Raw genomic sequence first — 20,274 nt, forward strand, 5'->3', positions numbered from 1 at the left:
TCAGTCCAGAATCGACCCGGGCCGCGGCCATGAGCTGGCGTTCTCCGGGGTCGGCGGAACTGGGCGACCCGGGGTTGACGCTTCGTCAGCGCTCTGATGCCGGTTCGGTCGATCTGCAATTTATGTTGTTTCCCACTTCGCCGCTCCGAGATCAGCCACGGCACAACCTACTGGCAGAGGTCATTCGTCACCGACCGGCAAAAGGATGGACATTTGTCCAACACCGCGGCGCCGCGATTTCATCCCGTCCACGCCGGGGCGTAGCCCGCTAGCGCGACGGGATCTCCCGGGCCGCCTCGACGACGAACCGGTGGACCAGGGCGAACGGCAACGGCCGGTCGGTGAACGCGGTGAACGCGAACTCTCCGGAGGCGTCCTGCTCGAACGCCTCGAGTACGATACCGCGCCCCGGCGAGGGCCCGACGTCCTCGAGTTCCCAGCCCAGGGCGTCCTGTTCACCGCCGCCGGTGACCCGCCACACCACGTAGTAACGCCCGCCGTATTCCCATCGCGGCGAAATCGCTTGTGATAAAGCGGGATCCGACATCAGGCTCAGTCCGATCCGGCGGCGCGCAGGAACAGCACCTGGTCGCCGTAGTCGGCCAGCGCATGCGCCTGTCCGGCCTGCCGGATGCCGCTGGTCGGCAGATTGGTGAGCTTGGAGAACATCGCGGTGTTGCCGAACGCCGCGCGCACCTGGGTCTCCGAGGCGTAGTCCGCGCCGTAGTCGGCAAGGACCCCGAAGTTCAAGGGGGCCAAGGGTTTATCCAGTGCGGGCTGTCCGGCGGGGCGGCCCAGGGCGGCGTACTGGGTCGCGACACCGTCCGCGTACCAGCACAATTCGTAGGACATGCGCTCGGTGGTGTTCACCGTGATCACCGGCCAACGTTGCGAAAGTCGCAGGGCCAGTGGGTTTCTGCCGCTCGGAGTGAGCTCCCAGTACAGGCTGGCCACCGAGATCCAGCTGCCGCCGCAACGTTGCACCAGCACCACGTCGTCACCCAGGCGCTCGGTGAGATTCATCTCGGGATCGGGTATGTGCCAATGGGTTTCGTGCACACCCTGGAATGAGGTACTGGTGCTGGGCTGCACGCCGTCGGCCGCGTAGGCGGCGAGGACGGCCGCGCGGACCTGCGCCACCGCATCGGGACTCGTGCAGCGCACCGCGATCGCGCCGAAGGAGGTGGCGATCTCCACCGGTTTGGACGGCAGATCCGGAAGTGCCCCGGCCGCAAGGGGTTTGAGCCCGACCAGGCCGAGCTTCCAGTTGATCTCCTCGATCGTCGACAGATCGCCGGAGGTCTGGTACAGGATCTGCTGCTGGGTCAGATAGCCCGCGCGCTCGAGCGTCTGGCACTCCAGCTTCCCCAGTGCGGCAACGGTTTTGCCGGTGAAGTCGAGTTCGGCGATGGGCGTCGCGCGCAACCGGCTCGTCATCGGCTGGGTGGTCCAGGCCGAATACCGTTCGCGATACATCGCCAGCGCCTGCTTGCGCGACCGGCCGATCATCAGCGTCCGCAGCAACATGTTCAGGCTGGCCAGATAGTAGCGGCCCGACTGGTCGGGATCGGCCGCGAACAGGCCCGCGCGAATGCGCACCGCCTCGGCACTGGCGTCCACGGCCGCGGACGGATCCAACCGGCACAGCCACACACCGCATTTGGACAGCCCGTCGGCGCAGACCGCCGCCGCGGCCGGGTAGTTCTTCGCCACCTGGTGATACGCGTCGCACGCCTGCCGGATGGTCGAGGTGGCGAGTTCGCGATGGCCGATGGTGCGCGCGGCCTCCTCGAACAGCCGCAGCGCCTCCTGCACCTGCCCGGCGAATTGGGCGGTGACCTGTCCCCGGATCAGCCAGCGCAGCCGGATCAGCACCGCTTCCTGCGCCGGTTCCAGCGCGGCCGGGGAATGATCCCGGTCCGAACCGTCCTGCTTGGTCGCGATCAGGGCGCGGGCGAATTCACACAGCGAGGCGGCCAAGCGCAGATCGGCCTCGGTCGAACGCTCCTGGGTGGCGGCACGCCTGTCCAGCGCCACCTGGCGCTCGATGGTGCTCAGCTCCATCGCAATCCCAACTCCCGCATACCCTTCCACGCACGGTCGTCGAGCGGCCGCATCGTGCGGTGCCGAGTCTGCCACAGATCGCCGCGCGGCATGGACCGGACGGGGGCCGCGACCTGCCTACGGCGGGACAGCGGCCGCCGCAGTTCACCGCGATCCACCCCCGGCACTCGCTCCTGCCCCGCCCCGAGGGTCAACTGCCCCACCTCACCGATCGACCGCCTTTCTCGCAGGATCTACTGCCTCGCGCTCGATGATCGACTGTCCCCCGCCCGGCGATCTAATGCCCGGCCGTCCGAGGCTCCGCGAATCCGTGTTAACTTACACGCCGGGATCATCGTTCCGCATCATCGAAGAGGCTGGGTCATGGCGGTTGTTCGCAGTGCACTGGTAACCGGCGGCTCACGTGGCATCGGCGCGGAGGTCGCCCGCCGCCTGGCCGGGGAGGGATACGCGGTGACCATCGCCGCGCGCACCGCCGAGACCCTCGAGCGGACCGCGCAGGAGATCCACGAGGAGACCGGCGCACAGATCCATCCCTTCGCCGCGAACATGGCCGACGAGGCACGGATCACCGACCTGATCGACGCGCACGCCGAGCGGTTCGGCGGCCTGGATCTGCTGGTGCTCAACGCGGGTACCGGCAGCGTGGGAGCGGTCGCGGAGCTGTCCGCCAAGGCCCGCGACCGGATGCTGGAGGTCAACTTCCGCGCCCCGCTCACGCTGATCCAGGCGGCACTGCCGCTGCTGCGCTCGAGCGCGCGGGCCGATCCGCGGCGCGGGGCCAAGATCGTCGCGCTGGCCTCGATCACCGGCGTCGCCGGGGAGGCCGGCCTTGCCCTCTACGGCGCCACCAAGGCCGCGCTGATCTCGCTGTGCGAGACGGTCTCCCTGGAGGAATCCGCGCGCGGTGTCAGCGCGACCGCGATCTCCCCCGGCTACGTCGACACCGATATGACCGCGTGGAAGCACGGTGAACTAGAGCCCTCGGCGATGCTCCCCACCGCCGACATCGCGGAGATGGTGCTGGCGGTCTCCCGGCTGTCCGCCCGGGCGGTAGTGCCCAATATCGTCATCTCCCGCTCGGGCGATCAGCTCTGGCGCGCCTGAGACTGCGGCGTACCAGGGACACAGCAGCGCATGCGAGGCGGGCGCTACTCCGATTCGGCGTCGTCCGGGAACGCCTGCTGCCGACGCCCGCCGCGCAGCGTCCCCTCGAGGTAGGCCGCCTTGCACGCCCGCCGCGCGATCTTCCCGCTGGACGTGCGTGAAATCGACCCCGCCGGGACCAGCAGCAGATCCCACACCGCCACACCGTGTCTGGCCGCGATCGCCGCCCGGACCGCCTCGGCGATCGGTTCGGGCGCCAATTTCGCTGCGCCCGTGGCACGTTCGGCGACGACGACCAGATGTTCCGAACCCGCGGACACCCCGCCCTCGCGCATCGCGGCGGGCAACTCGTCCGCCCGCACCGAGAACGCCGCCACGAAACCGGGGCGCAGCGCGCTCGAGGCCTCCTGCGCGGTCTGCTCGAGATCCTGCGGATAGTGGTTGCGCCCGTCCACGATCACCAGATCCTTGACCCGGCCGATGATGTACAGCTCACCGCCGTAGTACGCGCCGAAATCGCCGGTGCGCATCCAATCCGCTTCCGGCGCAGTGCCTTCCGCGTGACTGTCCGCCTGACGCGCGCTGAGCCGGTTGCGGAAGGTCGCCTCGCTCTCCTGCTCTCGACCCCAGTAGCCGATGCCCATGTTGTCCCCGTGCAGCCAGATCTCGCCGACCTCGCCGTCGGGCCGCTCGGCCCCGGTCTCGGGGTCCACGATCGCCGCCCACTGAGACAGCGCCACATAGCCGCACGACACCTGTGCCACCGCGTTGTCCGAGGTGGGATCCACCTCGACCATGCGCCCGGCGTTGAGTTCGGCCCGGTCGACGTAGACCACCATGGCCTCGTCCTCGCGCTTGGTCGCCGAGACGAACAGCGTCGCCTCCGCCATGCCGTAGCACGGCTTCATCGCGGTCTTGGACAGCCCGTACGGGGTGAACGCGTCGTTGAACTTCGTCATCGAGGTCACCGACACCGGCTCACTGCCGTTGATCAGGCCGATCACATTGGACAGATCCAGATCCTCGCCCGGTTTGGGCAGTCCGCGCACGGCCGCGTGCTCGTACGCGAAATTCGGTGCGGCGGCATAGGTCGACGCGCCGTCCGAGACCGCGGCCAGTTCCTTGATCCACCGGTACGGGCGGCGCACGAAGGCACTCGGCGACATGATGGTGATGAATCCGCCGCCGATCACCGGCAGGATCACGCACAGCAACCCCATGTCGTGGAACATCGGCAGCCAGGTGACACCGCGCGCGGTCTCGTCGATGCCGAGAGCGTCGACCATCTGCAGCAGATTGGTGCCCACCGCGCGATGCGTGATCTCGACACCGGTCGGCACGCGCGTGGAGCCCGAGGTGTACTGCAGATAGGCCACGTCATCGATCTTGATGTCCGGGCGGACCCAGTTCTCGCCGACGCTGTCCGGAATCGCGTCGACCGCGATGATGCGGGGGCGTTGCGCGGCGGGGAGTTCGCGGAAGATCTCGCGCACCCGCGCCGCGGCCGAACTCGCGGTCAGGATCGCCGAGGGACGGCAGTCGCTCAGCACCGTATGCACGCGGTCGGTATGTCCCAATTCTTCCGGGTCGAACAATGGCACACCGATATTGCCCGCGTAGACCGCCGCGAACATGGCCACCACGTAGTCCAGCCCCTGGGGCGCGAGGATCGCGACTCGATCGCCAGGTCTGGTCACCTGTTGCAGCCGCGACGCCACCGCGCGCAGCCGCGAGCCGAACTGGCCCCAGCTCAGCTCCTGATACTCGCCGTCGCGCTCACGCGAATAGTCGATGTAGCGGTAGGCCAGTTCGCCGGCTCTTGCCGCACTGTGCTTGTCGACGAAATCGATCAGCGTCGCATTGCTGCGGATCGAGATATTGCCCCGCTCATCGAGATAGTCATCAAAGGTCTCGCCGATCATTCCCTATCCTTTTTCACGCACGCCCAGCGGACGTGCGATGACAATCGAACACAGATCGACACCGCGAAGCCCGAACAGTAGCAGGAGCTTCCACGGTTCCGGCTCAGTAACGCCCGAATGCCAGCGAGACATTGTGGCCGCCGAAGCCGAACGAATTCTTCACCGCGTAGTCGATACGTGCCGTGCGGGCCTGTCCGGTCACGACGTCCAGGTCGATCTCCGGATCCTTGTTGTCGAGATTGAGCGTCGGCGGCACTACCCCGTCGCGGATGCTGAGCACCGTGAGCACCGATTCCAGTGCTCCGACCGCGCCGATCGAATGCCCCAGAGCGGATTTGGGCGCGTAGACCGAGGGGTGGTTGCCGATCGCGGAGTTGATCGCCAGCGCCTCGGCGGTGTCGCCGACCGATGTCGCGGTGGCGTGCGCATTCACATGTGTCACATCGTCTTTCGACAATCCGGCCGTCTCGATGGCCCGTTTGATCGCCCGCGCGGCGCCCTTGCCCTCCAGATCGGGTGCGACCAGATGGAATCCGTCGGAGGTGACTCCCGCGCCCATCAGGCGCGCGTGGATGTTCGCGCCGCGGGCCCGGGCGTGTTCCTCGGTCTCGAGCACCATCAACGCCCCGGCCTCGCCGAAGACGAATCCGTCGCGATCCTTGTCGAACGGGCGCGAGGCGCGTTTGGGCTCGTCGTTACGGGTGCTCATGGCGCGCATCATGGTGAACGCGGCGATCGGCACGGCCTGGATGGAACCCTCCACCCCGCCGGCGACGACCATGTCCGCATCGCCCATCACGATCATCTTCCAGGCGTTCGCGATCGCCTCCGAACCGGATGAACAGGCCGAAACCACCGTTGTCACACCGGCTTTCGCGCCCACCTCCAGTCCGACGACCGCACCCGCGCCGTTGGGCATGATCTGCTGCACGGCCAGCGGCGAGACCTTGCGGTAGCCGCCGCGCTGCATCCGGTTCGTCACATCGATGTAGATCTCCGCCCCGCCGATTCCGGTGCCCATCGACACCCCGAGCCGATGCGGGTCCACCTCGGGGCTGCCCGCGTTGCGCCAGGCCTCCCGGCCCAGCACCAACGCCATCTGCTCGACGTAGGACAGCCGCCGAACCTCCTGGGAGTTGAGCGAATCCGCCGGCTTGGCCTTCAGATGGCCGCCGATCCGCACGGGAAGGTCGAACTGCTCGATGAACTCGTCGTCCAGCACGTCGATCCCGCTCTCACCGTTGAGCAGCCCCTTCCAGGTGGAGTCCACATCACCGGCGATGGACGTGGTCGCCGCGAGGCTGGTGACGACAACACTGGGATAACCCTTACTGCTCACACTCGTCATGCTCGGCTCACTTTCGACGGCAATCCTTTGGCGAATACACCCGGTGAGAAACGCTGGAGCACCCTCCTGCCCTCGAGCGCCTGGCTTGATCGGTCTACATTATCGGGGGCGGAACAGATCGGGGTTGCCTTGTGACACGCAGCTATCCGATCGTTATCGCACTCTACCGGTTTCTTCGCGCACCGTCCCACTCGCCGATCCGACTTGGAGGAAGGGCTTCATCGTGGCCAGGAACCTCACACAGCTCGAACTGCTCATGGAGTTGGAACCCGTCGCCGAACAGAACGTCGACCGGCATCTGTCCATGGCCAAGGACTGGCACCCGCACGACTACGTGCCCTGGGACGCCGGGCGCAACTTCGCCGCCATGGACGGGCTGGACTGGGAACCGGCGCAATCGAAACTAGGCGAGGTCGCCAAGGCGGCGATGATCACCAACCTGCTCACCGAGGACAACCTGCCCTCCTATCATCGCGAGATCTCGGAGAACTTCTCCAAGGACGGAGCCTGGGGGACCTGGGTCGGCCGGTGGACCGCGGAGGAGAACCGGCACGGCATCGTCATCCGGGACTATCTGGTGGTCACCCGGGCGGTGGATCCCGTCGCGCTGGAACAGGCCCGGATGACACATATGACCCAGGGGTACAACCCGATGAGAATGATCCGGGACGGCGGCGGGTCCATCAATCTGCTGACCGACCGGGGCTTCCTGCATTCGGTCGCGTACGTGACGTTCCAGGAGCTGGCTACCCGAGTCTCACATCGCAACACCGGCAAGGCGTGTCAGGATCCGATCGCCGACCGCATGTTGCAGCGCATCGCCGCGGACGAGAACCTGCACATGATCTTCTACCGCAACATGTGCGGTGCGGCGCTGGATCTTTCGCCGGATCAGGCGCTCCAGGCGATCACCGAGATCGTGTGCAACTTCCAGATGCCCGGCATCGGCATGCCGGATTGGCGGCGCAACGGCGTGCTGATGGCCAAGCACGGCATCTACGATCTGCGCCAGCACCTCGAAGAGGTGGTCATGCCGGTGTTGCGCAAGTGGAATGTGTTCGAGCGCAACGATTTCGGGCCGCACGGGGATCGGGTTCGCAACCAGCTCGGGGAATTCCTGGAGAAGTTGCAGGCCGATTGTCTGCGCTTCGAGGAGCAGCGGGATCGGGCGCTCGCGCGGGAGGCGCGCAAGCGGAATCCGGTCCCGGCCGAGGTCTGATCCACCGGGCAGCAGGTCAGATGGCGAGACCGACCAGATGGCCGATCAGGTAGGTGCTCGCCATCGCCAACGCGCCGCCGAGGACCACGCGCACGGTGGCGCGCAGCACGGGGGCCTGCCCCAGCCGCGCACCCAGCGCACCGGTGAGCCCGAGCGCCACCAGCACGGCGGCCACCGTCACCGGGACGCGGATCGCGACCGGGGTCAGGATCGCCAGCAGCGGCAGCAGCGCGCCGAGGGTGAACGACAGCGCCGAGGAGAACGCCGCGTGCCGCGGATCGGTCAGCTCCTGCGGGTCGATCCCCAGTTCGGCTTCGGCGTGCGCGGTGAACGCGTCGTTCTCGGTGAGCTCCTCGGCAACCTTCCACGCCGTCGCGGGCGAGAGGCCCTTCCCCTCGTAGATCGCGGCCAGCTCGGCCAGTTCCGCCTCCGGTTGTTCGATGAGCTCGCGCCGCTCCACCTCGAGAATCGCCCGCTCACTGTCGCGCTGGGTGCTCACCGAGACGTACTCCCCCAGCGCCATCGATACCGCCCCGGCCGTCAGCCCCGCGATCCCCGCGGTCAGAATCGTCGACCGGGTAGCCGTGGCCGCCGCCACACCGACGACGATCCCCGCCACGGAAACAATTCCGTCGTTGGCCCCCAGAACTCCCGCCCGAAGCCAATTCAACCGCGCGGCCAACCCGATACCGTGAGGTTCCGGATGCGCCACCGGCGCAACCACAACCCGCTCGTCCAGCACTACCTCATCGCCAAGCACGAAATAACGGTAACCATTTGCAACCGGTCATTCCAGCAATGCAAGCCTTGCCGAATTGAGGTAACCCATTGCACACCAAGGCATTACAAACCTAACTTCGCAGACCTGCCTTACCCGCGTGACCTGGGACAATCGTACCCCGAGCGGAACAACACCGGATTTCGGCGGGACAGAACGGCACACCGCAGTGAACATCCTCACGATTGACTCCGCCGCGAAATGACCAGCACCGGTCAGGAATCGAGAAGCGGGAGCGGAGTCAGGGTGCTTAGCGTTGCCGATATGAATTTCACCATCGCCTGGACATTTCTTCCGCACGATGATCCGGAGGCATCGCTGGCGTTCTATCGCGACGTGCTCGGATTCGAGGTCCGCAAGGACGTGGGCAGCGGGACGATGCGGTGGATCACGGTCGGTCCCGCCGAACAGCCCGGCACGTCGATCGTGCTCTACCCGCCGGCCGCCGAACCCGACCTCACCGAGGCCGAACGCACCACCATCGCCGAGATGATGACCAAGGGCACCTACGCCCGCATCGTCCTGTCCACCCCCGACCTCGACGCAACCTTCGACCGAGTCCAAACCGGCGACACCGAAATCCTCCAGGAACCCACCACCCACCCCTACGGCATCCGCGACTGCGCCCTCCGCGACCCCGCAGGAAACACCATCCGCATCCAGCAATCATCCTGAGCCACAATCACATTCGAATCACCCGGGCGTCTCCGCAACGGCCCGGCCGACGGGAAGACACGGGCGGTAGACGCCTCGCGCAACCCTCGCGCAGGGCCACCTTCGTCGACGGTTCAGGGAAATACACTGCATTCAGCGGGATCTCAGGCCGCTGCACAATCGACGTCCGGATGTCGTGGTGTACCGGGCGGACACGATCGATATCCCGCCCACCCGTCCCGAGCACGTGCTGCTCGTTGCCGAAGTCGTCTCACCGGGGTCCGAAACCACCGACCGGATCGTGAAGGTCGAGCAGTACGCCCGAGCCGGAATCGGTTTCTGCCGGCGCGTCGAACAGGCTGCGACCGGCGTTCCGCTCATCTACACGTACGTGCTGGACCCGGCCAGGGGAACGTACCGACCGGGGAGATGTTCACCGGGGCGATCGAGGCTTCCGCACCGTTTCCGGTGGAGATCGACCTGGGCCGGGTGTGAGGCCGCTCGTCGTGGAGCAGGCCGCGCGTTTCACCTGATCAGTGGAGACTGAACAGTGCGGTCAGGCGGTCGGGTTCCGCGCAGAGTGGGCGTGAGGGGGTCAAGTTCAGGTCCTCCCAGAACGACTGGAGTTGTTTCTCGTCCAGCACGGATTCGGCGTGCTCGTCGACGATCTCGTAATAACGATCGGCCAGGACGCGTGAGGCCGGGTCGGTGCGGGTGATCGCCACCAACCCGGTCGGCGGGCAGTCCAGTACGTGAATCCGCAAGTCCGGCCGATACTTTCGCAGGATCGGCAGCAACTTCCAGACATCACCGGTCCAGGACTGCGCGTTGTGGCCCTCGCTGCGGCCACCGGGGACGAACTGCCGCAACGCCATTCGCGGATTCAACGGCAGACAGTCGTGCAGCAGGATGAGCGAGCGCGGATGACCGGCCGCCTCCGCACCGATCAGATCGCGCAGCAGGAATTCGAACCGGTGCATACCGTCGAGAAAGGCGAAATCCACCGGGCGCCCGAGCAATCCGGGCACATCCTCGGACGCGAAGAACTCATCCGAGGGCATCTGGAAGAAGAACGTGCGCTTGCGATTTCCGGTGGCGCTGGTCTGGAGCACGAACCGCGGATCGACCGCGATCGAATCACAACTCGCGACAGCCAGCGACGCCCCGCTCTCCGTCCCGACCTCCAGATAACTCCGCGGCGCCAGATGGGTGTGCAGCGCGCCGAGAAATCCGAGGTACGGCTCCCCGGACAATCGGAACGAGCTGATCGCATCATCAAACTGGAACATCCGGCGGCGGCCCTCTTGTCGTCTCGATCTGCACTGCGGCGCAGTGACATCAGACCCCACACTATCCAGCCCTCGCGCCCGCCGTCCGGGCGCGCATCCGGCGCTGTCGCGATACACCGATCGTGGCTCCGCAGCCGGTCCTTCAATTCGCTTGTGGCTGTGGACAATTGCGGCGACGCCCTGAGGTGAACCGGCTGCGCTCGGCGTGCGCGGCGCTGGTCGAGCGCGGCGGAATCGCTCCGAGGGGCGCCTGGTCCGGCGAGCCCTGCCGACCGGATGGAAACCGGCCCATCGGATTACCGCGGACCGGGATCCGGCAGTGCGGGGGCCGCGCCCCCCAGATGGCCCGCGAGTTCGGCCGACACCTCATGTACCAAGTCGGCGAATCGGGTGGACTGCGCGTCATCGGTCCAGCGCTCGAACGCCGACACGAAGATGGCGACCCCGACCTGGGCCAGCAAACTCGCCTCCGACCTCGGCGCGCCACGTCGTTCGAGTGCGTCGGCGAGCGAGTCGGCTACCACGGCGAATTTGGTCCGCTCACGTTCGCGCAGTTCGGGGCTGTTCCGCACGATCGCCCGGCGCTGCGCGGCAGTCGCGGAGACGCGCTCGGCCAGCAGATCTCCGATCGTCACGAAACCGGCCAGCAGGGCCTCGAAGGGCGAGAGTGCGTCCTCCGCGCTCTGGACCGCCTCCGCCAACGCGGGAGCCAGCCGGTCGGATCCGGCGAACAGCACGTCACGTTTGTCGGTGAAGTAGCGGAAGAACGTGCGGCGGGTCAGTCCGGCCCGCTCGGTGATCTGCGCGACGGTGACGTTCTCGTACCCGTGCTCGGAATACAGCTCCAGCGCGGCCGCACGCAGCCGTTCCTCGGCTCGGGGATCCCATCGCGGCATGACGACCATCCTAACCTGATGTCTCAGAGTGTCATCACTGCTATGATGACACTCTGAGACATCACTTCGCCAGTGCGATATCACCACCGGAAACAGGAGAAATCATGTCCGAATCAACGCTCGCCGAACAACGGATCGTCGTCATCGGCGGCAGCTCGGGGATGGGTCTGGCCACGGCCGACGCCGCAGCGGCGGCCGGCGCGGCGGTCACGATCGCTTCCAGCAGCAAGGAGCGATTGAACACCGCGCTGGCCGCACTGCCGGACGGTTGCGATGGTGTCGTGACGGACCTGCACAGCGAGGCCGACGTCATCGCCCTGTTCGAACATGTCGGCGAGCTGGACCACCTGGTCTTCACCGCCGGCGACGCGGCACATCCCGGCACCGTGCGGGACACCCCGCTCACCGCGGCCCGCGCCCTGTTCGACGTCCGCCTCTGGGGAGCGATCACCACGGTGAAGTACGCCGCGCCCCGGATCCGGCCCGGCGGCTCGATCGCGCTGACCTCCGGGACGATCGGCATCCGTCCCGCGCCGGGCAGGGCACTCGCGGCCGCCAGCGCCGCCGCGGTCGAGGGCCTGGTCCGCGGGCTGGCCGTCGAACTCGCGCCGATTCGCGTCAACGCAATCCGGTCGGGCACGGTCCGCACCCCGATGTGGGACGGCATCCCCGAACCGCAGCGCGCGGAAATCTTCGCCGCTCTCGCGCAGCGCACACTGACCGGCACGATCGGCGAGCCGGAGCAGATCGCCGAGGCGCATCTTCATCTGATGCGGAACAGCTTCATCACCGGAACGGTTCTGACCGTCGACGGCGGTCTGCTGCTGGCCTGAATACCACAGCGCGCCAAGCGATTCCGCTTGGCGCGCGCCCGGACTCAGGCCCGCTGCAGCACAGGCGCGGGACGCACCGGCTCGAGCGTCTTGTCCAGATTCGTGCGCATCGTGGTGGCCGAATCCAGCAGGTAGTTCTGGCGGACCTTCCACGGGTGACGACTGCCCTGGCGGGGGAAATCGCCGATCGAACGTTGGATGTACCCCGCGGCCAGGTCCAGCAGGGGATGTTCGTCGAGGTGTCCGTGCGGCTGCGGGACGACGGCCGGGTAGCCGCGACGGTCCATGTGCGCCAGCACTTTACAGACCAGACGGGAGGTCAGGTCGGCGCGCAGGGTCCAGGAGGCATTGGTGTAGCCGATGCACACCGCGAAGTTCGGCACGCCGGTGAGCATGGCGCCCTGCCAGACGAACTGCTCGGACAGTGTGATCGGCGTGCCGTCCACGGTGAGCGAGATGCCGCCGAACGCAAGGAGTTTCAGCCCGGTGGCCGATACCACGACGTCGGCCTCGAGCACCCGGCCGGACTTCAGCGCAATCCCTTCCGGAACGAAGGTCTCGATGTGGTCGGTGACCACCTCGGCCTTGCCCTTGCGCATCGCCTTGAAGAAGTCGGCGTCCGGAACCGCGCACAGGCGCTGATCCCACGGGTTGTAACTCGGGGTGAAATGTTCGGCCACCAGCGCCTTGTCCTCGAGAATGCGCGTGGTCAGACCGGTCAGCAGTTTGCGCGCGGCCTCCGGGCGACGTCGGCAGTACTGGTAGAAACCCACGTTGAACAGGATGTTCTTGGTGCGGATCAGGCGATGCGCCAGCTTCGGCGGCAGCAGTTCGCGGATCTTGTCGGCGTATTTGTCCCGGCCGGGCACCGCGGAGATCCAGGTGGGCGAGCGTTGCAGCATGGTGACCCGCTCGGCCTGCTCGGCCATCGCCGGGACCAGCGTCACGGCCGTCGCGCCACTGCCGATCACGACCACCCGCTTACCGGCGTAGTCCAGATCCTCCGGCCAGAACTGCGGATACACCATCGTGCCCGAAAACGTCTCCGCCCCAGGGAATTCTGGCGCGTGCCCCTGATCGTAATCGTAATACCCGGCGCAGCTGTACAGGAATCCGCAAGTGAGCGTGCTGGTTTCGCCACCCTGGCTGATCGTGAGCGTCCAGCGCGACTCCGCGGTCGACCACTGCGCGTCGATCACCTTGGCGCCGAAGCGAATTCGCTTGTCGATACCGGATTCCTCCGCGGTCTCCCGGACATAGCGCAGGATGGCGGGCCCGTCGGCGATGGACTTCGGATCACGCCACGGCTTGAACGGATAGCCCAGGGTGAACATGTCCGAGTCGGACCGCACGCCCGGATAACGGAACAGATCCCAGGTTCCGCCGAGCGCTTCGCGGGCCTCGAGCACGGCGTAACTCTTGCCCGGCAGCTCGGTCTGCAACCGGTAGGCGGCGCCGATTCCGGACAGGCCGGCGCCGACGATGACGACATCGAGATGTTCCATCTCTCCAGTGTGCTGGGGCACACGCGCTCCTTCTTGACTCTGCGCGACAAGTATTTGATTCTGGACGACATGTCGGTGATCAGGTCGGCCGGACTGCGAGGTTTCCGTGCCACGGTAGCCGAGCTGGGCGGCAATGCCGAGGAGTTCGCCGCCGCGGCCGGACTCCCGATCGCCGCCCTGGACGCGGACGACCTGCTGGTCTCCGACCAGGCCATGGCCCTCACGCTGGAGATCGCCGCCGACCGCCTGCACCGCCCCGACCTCGGTCTGCGCATCGGCGCGCGACAGGATCTGAGCATGCTCGGCCCGCTCGCGCTGGCCATCCGCAACTCCCCGACCCTGGCCGATGCGCTGGAGTGCACCTCACGCTATCTGTTCGTGCACGCCCGCTCGCTGCGCCTGACCCTGGAAGCCGATCCCTACGGCGACCGGTCCGTCACGGCGCTGCACTACGGCATACAGCCGGGGGTGCCGACGCTGGTGCAGGGCACCGACCTCGGACTGGCCTTCCTGCACCGAAGCCTGCTGCGATTGGTCGACGGACCCTACGGACTCCGCTCGGTCGAGCTGCCGTATCACCCGCCCGCCCCGCGCGAGACATACGAGAAATTCTTCGGCGCGCCGGTGCGATTCGACCGTCCGGCAGCGCTGCTGCGAGTACCGGGCAATCTGGCCACCCGGGCGGTCCCCGGCGGGGACGAACATCTGAGCCGCCTGGCCATCGCCTTCCTCGCCGAGCAGGCCGCCGAGGCGGGCGGATCGATCGTGCCGCAGGTCCGTGCCGCGGTCGAACAACTCCTGACCACCGGCACACCCGATATCGCGGCCGTGGCCCGGCTGATGACCCTGCACCCGCGCACCCTGCAACGTCGCCTGGCCGCCGAACGAACCGGCTTCGCCACCATCCTCGACGAGGTGCGCCGCATCGAGGCCCGCCGCTACCTCACCACCACCGATCTACCCATGAGCCAGGTCGCCTCCCTGCTCGGCCTGTCCGAACAGTCCACCTTCACCCGCTGCTGCCAACGCTGGTGGGACACAACACCATCCGCGATCCGCCGGGATCATTCACTCGCCCGGCCGTGAGCGTCGCGCGCCCGCGGCAGGCTCCCGCCTCCTCGATGCGGACGGCCAACTCGGCAAAGGACATCGGTGAGCCTGCGGGACTGCCCGGTCCGCACCGACGGCTACGGTGACTCCGCGGGTGTTCCCGTACCGCATACCTTCCCGGAAAGTCTTTGTGCCGCAGCAGAACACATCTCGACATGGTGGCGGACCGGGGCAGCCGTCACCGAAATCGACTCGCAGGTTTCGCCCACGAGTCGGGGCACGCCCGCGCGATCAGCCCTGGGCGGCGGAACGGTCGGCCCAGCGGTTGGCGGTGAGCCGGAAGCCCAAGTCCTGCAACGGCATCGATGCTTCGTAGATGCGCTCGTAGCCGGTGTGGGTGATCTGCCAGCGGCCGTCGGCGCGACGGTAGCGGTCGTGGTAGTAGGCCGCGCCGCGGATCATCACGCCGTACTGGGGAACGATCACGGTGTCTTCCAGACACCATGTGCCGCTGGCTGTTTCACCGTCCACCTCGATCACCGGATGATTGGCCACGTGCACGGTGATGATGTCGTTCTCCAGCGCGGAACGCATATAGCCGACGATGGCGTCGCGGCTGTCGAACTTCAGCGGGCCGCCACCGGAGGGCGAGCCGTAGGCCCCGGTGGCGTCCTCGGCGAGAGTCTCGGCGAACTCGTCCCAGTTCTTGAGGTCCAGCGAGCGCAGATAGCGATATTTGAGCGAGCGAATGTCCTCGATAGCAGCCAGATCCGTCACAGAAACCTCCGAATTGTCGATCCGCGACCAGGGTAGAATACGTTTCAGTTTTGCGTCGCGGATTGGCTCGGCCGATAGGACGGGGCGAGTCAGGCGTGGGTGCCGCCGTCGATGCGCACCTCGGTTCCGGTGATGAACGCGCCGTCGTCCGATGCCAGCATGGCCACCACGCCCGCGACCGTGTCGGGCGAGGCGAATCCCTTGCCCAGCATCGGCATCAGCTTGGTGAACAGCTGGAAATCCGCGTCCTCGGGCAGGCCCGGACCGCGGCCGTCGGTCATATCGCTGGAGATCGAGCCGGGGGCCACCGCGACCACCCGCAAACCCTGCTTGGCGTACTCCACCGCCAGCGCGTGCGTCATCGACATGATGCCGCCCTTGGACGCGGCATAGGCGGCCATGTACGGGTGCGCGAAGAAGGTCGAGGTCGAGGCGAAGTTGACGATGACCCCGCGCCCGGTCTCGAGCAGTGCGCCGAGGGATTCGCGAATCATCAGGAACGTCCCGGTGAGGTTGGTGGCGATGATCCGATTCCAGTCGGCCAGCGACAGTTCGTGGGTATGCGCCGAACGCAGAATTCCGGCCGCGTTGACCAGGGCGTCCAGCCCGCCGAGGGTCCGCAGGGCGGTGTCCACTCCGGCCTGCACCGAAGCCTCGTCGGAGATATCGATTCGCACGTGACCGAATCGGTCGCCGACGCCCCGCTCGGTGGCCTGCGCCGCGGTCTCCGCGAGCCCGGCCTCGTTGACGTCCGCGCCGACGACGGTGCCGCCCTCGGACAGGATGCGGTGCACGGTGGCCCTGCCGATCCCGGATCCGGCGCCGGTGATCAGGACTCGACGATCGGCGAAACGTTCCATGGCGGACTCCTTACCTGGTACGACGTACTCGATGACACGGTACGCCCATATGACACGTCGTGCCACTATGACATTTCCCGTATCATCGGACCGGAAGAAGGAGGTGCCGAGGATGCCCGCAACACGACCGGCCCCGGCATCGCGGCAGAGCCTGTCCGAGCGTCGCAAGGCACAGACGCGTTTCGAGATCGCCCGCACGGCCGCGCGACTGTTCGCCGCACAGGGCACCGCGACGGTCACCGCCGAGCAGATCGCCGCCGAATCGGGCGTCGGTCTGCGCACGTTCTATCGGTACTGCCGCACCAAAGAGGATGCCGTGGAACCGCTGCTGTCGACCGGCGCGTCCCGCTGGCTGGACTCCCTCGCCGCCGGACCCGCGCGCCTGCCCACCCCCGCGGAGTTCGCCGCCGCCGCCGCCCGAGCCCTGACCCCACGCGACGACGGCACGGAAATGGACGTCATGCGCGGTCTGCTGCGCGCCATGGAACAGGATCCGGCCATGCGCGCGGTGTGGCACCGGGTCAACCTCACCGGGGAGCAGTCCCTGCTCACGGTCCTGACCGGCCTGTCCCCCGAAACCGACACTCTCCGGCTACGTCTCACCGCCGTCGCGGCCGCCGGAGCCATCCGGGTGGCCCTCGAACAATGGGCCACCGGCGACGCACCCGCCACCGGTCCCGGCTCCCCGGCCGACCTCGTCACCGGCTGCATGTACAAACTCACCGCAGGTCTCGGCTGACCGCAGGACCGACCACGGCGGGCCCGACGCGAGTGGCCGCACCCTGACGCCGCAACCTCGATGCGTTCATGAACGGGTCACCGCCATAGGGATTTTCGTGACGTTTCGGTGAATGCTCGCCCCGTGGGCCGTATCGACTCCACGGGCGGTCCGTGCACGATCCACAGTCGATCATGCACCGAGAGCGGATGCGCCCCGAGACGTCAGTGCCCCGTGAATCGGGGCGGTCGGCGATCCAACATCGCGGCGACGGCCTCATGGTGGTCGGCTGTGTGGTGCGCGACAGACTGCATGACAGCGGCGAGTTCCAGATGGCTGTCCATGCTCTGCTGCGTGCTCTCCCGCAACAGACGCTTGGTCATCCGCAGTACATGGGGCGGATTGGCGGCAACTCGGTCGGCAAGGCGGTGCGCGGCAGCGAGCAGGTCCTGGGGCTCCACGACCTGCGAGACCAGGCCCCAGGCCAGCGCCGTGGTGGCCTCGATCGCCTCACCGGTGAAGGCCATCTCGCACGCGCGGGCCATCCCGACGGCCCGCGGCAGCAGCCACGAACCGCCGTCGCCGGGGATGAGGCCGACCCTGACGAAGCTCTCAGCGAAAATCGCTGTCGCGGAGGCGATCCGCAGATCACACATCAGTGCCAGATCGCATCCGGCGCCGACGGCGGGACCGTTCACCGCGGCGATGGTAGGAATCTCGCAGTGGTACAGAGCTTTCGGGATGCGCTGTATGCCATGCCGATAGCCCTGACGCAGCTGCGCCGGTGTCCCCGCGAACATTCCGGCCCGATCACGCATATGCTTCACATTGCCGCCGGAGGAGAATGCCGGACCCGCTCCGGTCAGAATCGCAACCCGAACGCCATGGTCGCTGTTCGCCTCCGCCACAGCTGATTCCAGCGCCGTGATGGTGTCCACATCGGAGACGGGGTTGCGGGCCTGCGGATCATTGAGCGTCCACACCACCACATCTCCGCTGCGCTCCACGAGCACTGGTTCACTCATCGCGGCCTCCGCGGACAGGCTCGGCGACCGACCCGTCCGGCGGGGCGAAATCGTCCGACAAGACCATGCGGACATCGACCGGCACCACCGCGGACGCCGAGGCGATCACCGGATTGAGGTCGAGTTCGGCAATTTCCGGATGCGCGGCGACCAGGTCGCCGACCCGGACCAGTAGCCGTGCCAGCTGCCGTCGATCGACGACCGGGAGGTTTCGATAGCCGTCGAGCATTCGGGACGCGACGGTCTCCTCGATCATCTCGTGGGCTTCGTGCTCGGTGAACGGGGCTGCCCGGAAGGCGACATCACGCAGCGCCTCGACCATCAGGCCACCGCTACCGAAGGCGACCACCGGCCCGAAGATGGGATCGCGCGTCGCCCCGACCAGCAGTTCGACCCCGGCATCGGCCATCGGCGTCACGAGAAATCCATCGATCCGTGCCCCCGGGACGGCAGCGGTCACAGCAGCGACGATCTCCCCGGTCTGCTCGACTGCGGTCCCGGCCACGACGCCGAGCCGCACGCCGCCGACCTCGGACTTGTGAATCACTTGCGGCGAAACAACTTTCACCGCACACGGCCGATCGTAGGCTCGCACCGCAGCGGCGGCCTCGGCCGCGCTGCCGCTCAGGGTCCATGAGCCGAGAGGAATTCCGGCGTCCGCGAGCACCCGGCGCGCCGCCGGTTCATCGAGCGGGCCCGCACCGTCGATGACGGTCCCCGGCGGCGGCAAACGCAGCGTCGACCGCGCACCGGAATCGGTCAGGCGACGCTCGCGCCGGTCCAGTGCCGCCACCGCGCGCACGGCGAGATCGATCGAAGCGATCACCGGAACCCCACCGGCGCGCAGCCGGTTGTGGTTGGCGAGTTCGACACCGGCATAGCTACTTTGGATCACGATCGGCACCCCGTGCTCGGCGGACAGCGCCAGCAGCCGGTCCGCGGCGCGATCCTCGGCTTCGGCGAGGCGGGCATCGAATCGGAGCTGATAGCCGCCATAGAGGCCGATGATCAGGATCAGGCCAACGTCCGGATCGCGCATCAGGATCCGGACCGCCTCGGCGAAAACCATCGGATCGGCATCGGTGGCGCCGGCGACGTCGACCGGATCGCCCACCACGGCCGCCTCGCCGAGCAGTGCCCGCAGCTCGCGGCTGGTGCGGTCGTCGAGTACGGCGAGTTCGACACCGGACGCGGCCAGGGCGTCGCAGGCCAATGCGGCGTGGCCGCCGCCGTCGCTGAGCACGGCCACTCGGCGACCGGGGGCGACCGCCGCGCAGGTGGCGAGGGCGCCGGCGACGACGCCGAGTTCGTCGGAGCGATCGACCACTTCGATGCCGGCCTGCCGCAGCACCGCATCGGCCACGGCGTCCACGCCCGCGATCGAGCCGGTGTGCGAGAGTGCGGTGCGGCGGCCGGCTTCCGAGCGTCCGCCGCGCAGCAGCACGACCGGAGTCCGCGGGACCACCCGCGCCGCGGCGGTCAACAGCGCCCGGCCGTCGGCGAATCCCTCGGAATGCATTGCCACGACCCGTGTTTCGGGAAATTCGGCGAGTTCCTCCAGGCATTCGTCATATCGCACATCGGCCTGATTACCGAGCCCGGCACAGATATGGAACCCGGGGCCGGACCGGGCGCGATCATCGTTGATCAACGACAGCAACATATTGCCGCTCTGGGTGATCACGCTGACCGGCCCGGCGGGAACATCCTGTAGGCCGATGAGATTCGCACCCGTCGTCGCATTCAACACGCCGGAGGTGTTGGGCCCGATCACCCGGATTCCGGTCTCCGCGATGACGTCGGCGAGCTCGGCCGCGCGCCGCGCTCCGGAATCCCCGATCTCGCCGAATCCGTTGGCCAGCACGACCGCTCCGGCGATCCCCGCCGCCGCGCAGGCTCGTAACGTGTCGGGGACCGCGCTGCCGGGCAGGGCGATCAGCGCCACGTCGGCGCCGTGCGGCACTTGATCGATCGCGCCGAACACGTCGAGGCCCAGGATCCGATCCGCCGAAGGGTTGACCGGATAGATCGGATCGGCGTACCCGGACCGCTGCAACGCACGGATCGCCTGGAATCCACGTTTGGCCGGATTGGCCGACGCGCCGACGACGACGATCGAGCGCGGATCGAGCAACCGCGCCAACGCAGTTCGCGGCACAGCGGACGCAGTGCCGGCAGCCGCCGGTCCCGCCAGCGCGGAGTCGGCGATGTGCGCCTCGAGGGTCATGG

At 67.4% G+C, this 20,274-nt stretch carries 20 protein-coding genes; 7 read left to right on the forward strand and 13 right to left on the reverse strand.

The annotated features are described in order from the left end of the window. Window positions 1-268: 268 nt before the first annotated feature. Genes NM2_RS19605 through NM2_RS19615 form a run of 3 tightly spaced genes read right to left on the reverse strand, consistent with a single transcriptional unit; the run spans window position 269 to window position 2,258 of the window. The gene (locus NM2_RS19605) at window positions 269-547 is read right to left on the reverse strand and encodes a hypothetical protein (protein WP_157121182.1); all 279 of its coding nucleotides are present in this window, start codon (window positions 545-547) and stop codon (window positions 269-271) included. A gap of 5 nt (window positions 548-552) precedes the next feature. Further along, a complete protein-coding gene (locus NM2_RS19610) occupies window positions 553-2,064 on the reverse strand; it encodes a hypothetical protein (protein WP_067670671.1) in 1,512 nt (503 codons plus the stop codon). Further along, complete coding sequence (locus tag NM2_RS19615; protein ID WP_157121183.1) at window positions 2,055-2,258, reverse strand: hypothetical protein; 204 nt, start codon at window positions 2,256-2,258, stop codon at window positions 2,055-2,057. The genes NM2_RS19610 and NM2_RS19615 overlap by 10 nt, the downstream gene beginning before the upstream one ends. Window positions 2,259-2,427: 169 nt before the next feature. Here NM2_RS19615 and NM2_RS19620 point away from each other — a divergent pair, with 169 nt between their 5' ends. Then, the gene (locus NM2_RS19620; RefSeq protein WP_067670674.1) at window positions 2,428-3,171 is read left to right on the forward strand and encodes an SDR family oxidoreductase; all 744 of its coding nucleotides are present in this window, start codon (window positions 2,428-2,430) and stop codon (window positions 3,169-3,171) included. A 44-nt stretch (window positions 3,172-3,215) separates the two neighbouring features. On the opposite strand, the gene fadD32 is transcribed toward NM2_RS19620, so the two are convergent. Together fadD32 and NM2_RS19630 are read right to left on the reverse strand one after the other, a co-directional pair. Further along, entirely contained in the window at window positions 3,216-5,093 is a 1,878-nt protein-coding gene (gene fadD32 / locus NM2_RS19625) for a long-chain-fatty-acid--AMP ligase FadD32 (RefSeq protein ID WP_067670676.1), read from the reverse strand. A 103-nt stretch (window positions 5,094-5,196) separates the two neighbouring features. After that, window positions 5,197-6,441 (reverse strand): KasA/KasB family beta-ketoacyl-ACP synthase, encoded by a 1,245-nt coding sequence (locus NM2_RS19630; RefSeq protein WP_067670679.1) that lies wholly within the window; start codon window positions 6,439-6,441, stop codon window positions 5,197-5,199. 223 nt (window positions 6,442-6,664) lie between these two features. On the opposite strand from NM2_RS19630, the gene NM2_RS19635 reads away from it, so the two are divergent. After that, window positions 6,665-7,660 carry an acyl-ACP desaturase gene (locus NM2_RS19635; protein ID WP_067670681.1) on the forward strand — a complete coding sequence of 332 codons (996 nt, stop codon included), beginning with the start codon at window positions 6,665-6,667 and terminating at the stop codon, window positions 7,658-7,660. A 16-nt stretch (window positions 7,661-7,676) separates the two neighbouring features. Here NM2_RS19635 and NM2_RS19640 read toward each other — a convergent pair whose 3' ends face one another. Next, on the reverse strand, window positions 7,677-8,420 hold the full coding sequence (locus NM2_RS19640) for a VIT1/CCC1 transporter family protein (RefSeq protein WP_067670683.1): 744 nt from the start codon (window positions 8,418-8,420) through the stop codon (window positions 7,677-7,679). Between the two features lie 282 nt (window positions 8,421-8,702). Between NM2_RS19640 and NM2_RS19645 the strand changes: the two genes are divergently transcribed. Further along, window positions 8,703-9,113, forward strand: coding sequence for a VOC family protein (locus tag NM2_RS19645; protein WP_067670685.1), 411 nt, complete (start codon window positions 8,703-8,705; stop codon window positions 9,111-9,113). 151 nt (window positions 9,114-9,264) lie between these two features. Beyond that, complete coding sequence (locus NM2_RS53005) at window positions 9,265-9,639, forward strand: Uma2 family endonuclease (protein WP_369690323.1); 375 nt, start codon at window positions 9,265-9,267, stop codon at window positions 9,637-9,639. Here the strand turns inward: NM2_RS53005 and NM2_RS19655 are convergent. Together NM2_RS19655 and NM2_RS19660 are read right to left on the reverse strand one after the other, a co-directional pair. Next, complete coding sequence (locus NM2_RS19655) at window positions 9,626-10,381, reverse strand: class I SAM-dependent methyltransferase (RefSeq protein ID WP_067670687.1); 756 nt, start codon at window positions 10,379-10,381, stop codon at window positions 9,626-9,628. The two genes, NM2_RS53005 and NM2_RS19655, sit on opposite strands and share 14 nt — an antisense overlap. 296 nt (window positions 10,382-10,677) lie before the next feature. Then, window positions 10,678-11,277, reverse strand: coding sequence for a TetR family transcriptional regulator (locus NM2_RS19660; RefSeq protein ID WP_067670801.1), 600 nt, complete (start codon window positions 11,275-11,277; stop codon window positions 10,678-10,680). Window positions 11,278-11,381: 104 nt separating this feature from the next. Between NM2_RS19660 and NM2_RS19665 the strand changes: the two genes are divergently transcribed. Beyond that, on the forward strand, window positions 11,382-12,110 hold the full coding sequence (locus NM2_RS19665) for an SDR family oxidoreductase (protein ID WP_067670689.1): 729 nt from the start codon (window positions 11,382-11,384) through the stop codon (window positions 12,108-12,110). 44 nt (window positions 12,111-12,154) lie between these two features. On the opposite strand, the gene NM2_RS19670 is transcribed toward NM2_RS19665, so the two are convergent. Continuing rightward, window positions 12,155-13,615, reverse strand: a complete 1,461-nt coding sequence (locus tag NM2_RS19670) for a flavin-containing monooxygenase (RefSeq protein ID WP_067670691.1) — start codon at window positions 13,613-13,615, stop codon at window positions 12,155-12,157. Between NM2_RS19670 and NM2_RS19675 the strand changes: the two genes are divergently transcribed. After that, window positions 13,607-14,701, forward strand: a complete 1,095-nt coding sequence (locus NM2_RS19675) for an AraC family transcriptional regulator (protein ID WP_245718122.1) — start codon at window positions 13,607-13,609, stop codon at window positions 14,699-14,701. The two genes, NM2_RS19670 and NM2_RS19675, sit on opposite strands and share 9 nt — an antisense overlap. A 255-nt stretch (window positions 14,702-14,956) precedes the next feature. On the opposite strand, the gene NM2_RS19680 is transcribed toward NM2_RS19675, so the two are convergent. Both NM2_RS19680 and NM2_RS19685 read right to left on the reverse strand, forming a co-directional pair. Continuing rightward, window positions 14,957-15,442: a nuclear transport factor 2 family protein gene (locus tag NM2_RS19680; RefSeq protein WP_067670693.1), complete on the reverse strand. Its 486-nt coding sequence runs from the start codon at window positions 15,440-15,442 to the stop codon at window positions 14,957-14,959. A gap of 89 nt (window positions 15,443-15,531) precedes the next feature. Further along, window positions 15,532-16,302, reverse strand: a complete 771-nt coding sequence (locus NM2_RS19685; protein WP_067670695.1) for an SDR family NAD(P)-dependent oxidoreductase — start codon at window positions 16,300-16,302, stop codon at window positions 15,532-15,534. Window positions 16,303-16,414: 112 nt separating this feature from the next. Between NM2_RS19685 and NM2_RS19690 the strand changes: the two genes are divergently transcribed. Continuing rightward, a complete protein-coding gene (locus tag NM2_RS19690; RefSeq protein WP_067670697.1) occupies window positions 16,415-17,041 on the forward strand; it encodes a TetR/AcrR family transcriptional regulator in 627 nt (208 codons plus the stop codon). Between the two features lie 203 nt (window positions 17,042-17,244). On the opposite strand, the gene NM2_RS19695 is transcribed toward NM2_RS19690, so the two are convergent. Next, a complete protein-coding gene (locus NM2_RS19695) occupies window positions 17,245-18,045 on the reverse strand; it encodes a crotonase/enoyl-CoA hydratase family protein (protein WP_067670699.1) in 801 nt (266 codons plus the stop codon). Beyond that, complete coding sequence (locus NM2_RS19700; protein ID WP_084531285.1) at window positions 18,038-20,272, reverse strand: acetate--CoA ligase family protein; 2,235 nt, start codon at window positions 20,270-20,272, stop codon at window positions 18,038-18,040. Before NM2_RS19700 ends, NM2_RS19695 begins: the two co-directional genes overlap by 8 nt. Window positions 20,273-20,274 lie beyond the last annotated feature (2 nt).

Source organism: Nocardia miyunensis NBRC 108239 (assembly GCF_001613065.1).
In the GTDB taxonomy this organism is placed as follows: Bacteria; Actinomycetota; Actinomycetes; order Mycobacteriales; family Mycobacteriaceae; genus Nocardia; species Nocardia miyunensis.